Here is a 3996-nt window from a genome sequence, read left to right on the forward strand (position 1 = left end):
TGATTGCTACCGCAAAGTCATCGACTTCATTCGAGCCAACCCCGACAGCTACGACCCCGACTTCGAGGCCGTCTTCCACAAGCTCGTCGATCAGCTCGATCCGTCAACCCCCACCTGATCGCCGCGCTCCGCCGCTCACACTCAGTGAGGGCGATGCCCCGCTGCCCATCAGATACCGTGCTCAGAACCACCGGGGTGGGCCATCAATTTAAGTGCGCGGGGTTATTTGCCCGCCGCGATGTTGAAGACCAACTGCAGGACGATTCCGTCAGTGAGGAGCAGAAGAGGAGGCAGATTCAGACCGTGAGCGTCGGAATTCCCGCCTATCCCATTTCTTCTGCGGCCAAATAGCATTCACGGCAAGACTCGGTTCGTGGCTGCTCGGCTTTACCGCGGCCGCCATATCAGGCGACAGAGTTCAACGCACTTGGCACCGCGCCACTCCCTAGGAAGCGGGGAAAGCCAACAAACTCAACGGATTAGGAAATCTTTTGGGGAAAAATGGCTTCATTGTTTTCCGAGACTCTTTAAGACGGCTGCCCAAACGAACAAGGGCCCGTCAGCGTGCCCTGGGGAGCTTGGGCGCTGTACAGTTTCGACGACCAACCGATGGTCCGGCCTTTCCGACGGTTGTGTCCCGAACGCAGGGAATTTTTGCGGCGTTCCCGGTGAGAACTGTAGTAGACGCTTGCAAAGAGATTTGCTGCCCGAGGGCGGACTAATAGTTGGCCATCTTCTTGTGGGACTGTTCGCACAAACAATCGTCTTACGGACTGCCCACTTCAGCCGGTCGGCTTCAGCAGGTCGGAGGGCTCCACACCCAATGCCACGGCTAGCGCTCGAAGCGCGCGGCCCCGGCGGAGGGGCCGAACCGGCCGCTGCGATCATAGCTCGGCCAACGTCCTCGGCGAGGGTAGCATCCATCTCGAGCACGCGGCCGTCGATGCGCTCGGTGGCACTACGTACTGTGCGGGATGGCGGTCCTCCGCCAGCCGTTCGCGTTCCAACGCCGGTGCATGGTCTTGATGATGTCGCCGCGCTCCCCAAGCTCCCGCAGCACAGGCTCGGCCTTGGGCGACACCATCCATTTGCCCGTCTCGACCTCTGCCGCCAGCCCGATGCGCTCCAGCTTACGCGCCCGCTCGATCAAGCAGCACGGTTCTGGCGGAAGGTGTCGCGCATGTCCTGGTCGGGACGCAGGTCCGAAAACTCCCTGCCCTGCTGCCTCGGCGATCAGCATCCGGTCGAGCCGGGTAAAGTCATCGGCGTCCACTTCTCGCCTAAGCTGCTTCGTCACCTCCAACTCGGTCTGCCGTCCCAGTTCCCGGGTAACGAGCTCGCTGGAGCGTTCGCGGGTGCCGTAGGCGATGCAGTCGCCGGCGATGTTGAGGGTCGTGCCGTCCTCCGTGACGCGGCGCAGGAGGATATGGGTGTGCGGATGTTCTGTGCTGTGGTGATCGACCGCGATCCAGTCGAGCTCGGTCCGGAGGTGCCTTCTGCTGCCGCATCAGGTCGCGGGCGGTGGTGCGTAGATCGGACAGCTCCGGTCGTCCCTCGGCGGAGACGATGAAGCGGAACTGATGCCGGTCTTCCCGGGCCCGCGTCAGAAAAGCATGGCCATCCTCCGCGTCACGCTCCGCGGAATAGACTTGGCCTTTTGTAACATCCTTTGTTACGCCCTTCCGTTCAGGGTAACGCAGGTGTGCATCAACGGCCTTGGCGCCAACGAACTGCCGTCCGCGGGCAGCTCCGCCCCGCAAGTTCGCCTTCACGACGCGGGCCTTCACCGCCACCCGCCGCGCCCGCGTGCGCGCCCTGCTCCACACATTCCGATCCTTCAGTTTCAACGCCGTTGCCGCACCCACGGCCCCGCGCGTTGAACCGGCCACCTCCCTTCCCGGTGCCGGGGTCGCGGTTGGGATTGCCGCCAGCGTGCTGGATCGCCCGATGAACCTCACCGACGAAGCTGGTCGGGCGTCCACGCGCCGGGCCGATAGAGCGGGAGGTTTCTTGCCCGCCGCCACGGTCGCGGACGTTACCCGGACGTATGCGAAAGTCATCCTCGTTGCGCGCCATCGGACGACGATTGGAAGTCGAACGTGATCGCGCAAGGCCAGAAACGCCGTGCGCGTGATGGAGCGTAGAAATACCCGCGCCGGCGAGCACGCGGCCATCTCCGATTTGCGGCATGTCGCAGGCGATGGCTCTCGGCGCATTGAAACAGAACGATAATCGGGAAAAGCGCCGCTCGCCAAAGTTCGACGAAACGTCGAAAACCGACCTCAAACAATGTGCAGACAAATACTTAGGAACACCGTTCCGGAAGCGGGGAAACCCGCTTTATCTTGCCATCACTCTCCTCCTACGTAAGCGTGCGAATCGTGCGCGTCTTTTGATGTCTCGTCGTTTCCGGGAAGACGCCGACAACCCGTTCTGGTCGAACCACGTTGCGGCCTCGTATCGGAGCGCGCTGGACACGGGAACACTACTGCCGGAAACACGATCTCTCGGACGCCAAGTTTGATGCGTTGAGCGCGCCGTCCGGTGAGTGCGGAAGATCTGCAGAAAATGCGCCGGAAAGCGTGGGAGCGGCCATCGACGAACCACTCGCCGAAGCGACCCAGGCGCCTCGGCGCAATCGCCACAGCGTGCGCACAGAGAGCGGTCCGATTGCGCTTCGGACGTTCTAGACGGAAGTTGCAGACGCAACTTCCGTCTAGAGCATGCACGCGGAGGCGACGAACAGGTGGTATGGGGGACGCCGAATATGTCCCAGCGCGTGCGATCTTTCGCCACGTGCGCTGCGGATTGGCGCGATTAGCTGGAAGAATCGGGCAACGAAATTGACTGGCGGGAGTTCTCCATCCAAGTGCCCGGCCTCAATAAGTCGCGCAGCTAACCGCGCACGGCGCAATTACCGCTTGACCGGCGGCGGTGGACGGTCGGGTGAGGCGCCGTCCGTAGCAGGCTCAGTCGACGGGCGCGCGCCGGCGGCTTCAAAGCGTGCACAAATGGTCGGGCAAGGACGTGTTTGCTTCGAAACATCTATCGTCAACGTATTGATCGGACCCCGGGTTGGTCGCCATCGATAAACTCCACTCCGGCCGCCTCAAGCGCGCGGCGAATAGCGGCCAGATTGTTGATCGAAGGAATCCGTCGGCCCTTTTCAAAGTCGCGGATGGTGCTCTCGCTCAGGTTTGACCGAGCCGCCAATTCGGCTTGAGACCAGTCGAGCAGTCCGCGGGCTGCCCGAGATTGATCGGGGGTCATCCATGCGCCATTTCAGTGTAAATCACGTTTTCCGTCTACCAGCCACGAAAAACGTTGACACCCGCGATTTTAAACGCTATTCGTCTTTTCCTAACGGTTTGCGTTTACCGGATACAAAATAAATGGCGGATAAGCAGGAGGCCGGCCTTTCTTTCCAAGCGGCTGCCCCCTCGGGGGCTGATGCCGTTACAACGACGCATTCCGAGACAGGCGCGCGACACAGCGACGCCGCCCTGCTGGATCTTGAGAAGCGATTCCACGCCCTGGCCGCAGAACTCGACATCGGCCGTGGAGAAGCTGGCTGCGAAATTTTCACGAGGGAGGTCGAGGCAATCCTTACCCGTCTCGATTCTATCGAACGGGCGATCATGGAGACGCCCGCGCATACATTAGCGGGTTTGGGCGTGAAAGCGCGCCACGCCGCGTATGTATTATCCCAGTACTGGGAAGTGCCCATCGATCGGATTGATTGGGATACAAGGGCCGTACGTTTCCTGATCGAAGCAGTTTGCGACGTCGCCCACACACCATTGCTTTATCGCAGCTTCAGAGACCACGAGTAATCCCCGCATGCACGACAAGCTTCTGTGCAAAGTGCGCCGGGAGAGGAACGAGGCAAATGCGTATCATATCGATCATGGCCGCGATCCTCGAAAACGAATTGCGAAAAATCGGCATTGTTGAACTAACCCGGCCGGATTGCGAGAGGTTGGTCCACAGCATGAT

4 protein-coding genes are annotated in these 3996 nt (G+C 61.0%); 2 read left to right on the forward strand and 2 right to left on the reverse strand.

The genetic code is table 11. The annotated features are described in order from the left end of the window. Positions 1-958 precede the first annotated feature (958 nt). Positions 959-1297: a DUF3363 domain-containing protein gene (locus WCB02_RS29130; RefSeq protein WP_423963245.1), complete on the reverse strand. Its 339-nt coding sequence runs from the start codon at positions 1295-1297 to the stop codon at positions 959-961. Between the two features lie 891 nt (positions 1298-2188). On the opposite strand from WCB02_RS29130, the gene WCB02_RS29135 reads away from it, so the two are divergent. Next, positions 2189-2524 (forward strand): hypothetical protein, encoded by a 336-nt coding sequence (locus tag WCB02_RS29135; RefSeq protein ID WP_423963247.1) that lies wholly within the window; start codon positions 2189-2191, stop codon positions 2522-2524. A gap of 527 nt (positions 2525-3051) precedes the next feature. Here the strand turns inward: WCB02_RS29135 and WCB02_RS29140 are convergent. Next, positions 3052-3270 carry a helix-turn-helix domain-containing protein gene (locus WCB02_RS29140; protein ID WP_423963249.1) on the reverse strand — a complete coding sequence of 73 codons (219 nt, stop codon included), beginning with the start codon at positions 3268-3270 and terminating at the stop codon, positions 3052-3054. A 122-nt stretch (positions 3271-3392) separates the two neighbouring features. Here WCB02_RS29140 and WCB02_RS29145 point away from each other — a divergent pair, with 122 nt between their 5' ends. After that, a complete protein-coding gene (locus WCB02_RS29145) occupies positions 3393-3833 on the forward strand; it encodes a hypothetical protein (protein WP_423963253.1) in 441 nt (146 codons plus the stop codon). Positions 3834-3996: the final 163 nt, after the last annotated feature.

Origin of the sequence: Bradyrhizobium sp. (assembly GCF_049581145.1) — a bacterium.
Taxonomy (GTDB): Bacteria; Pseudomonadota; Alphaproteobacteria; order Rhizobiales; family Xanthobacteraceae; genus Bradyrhizobium.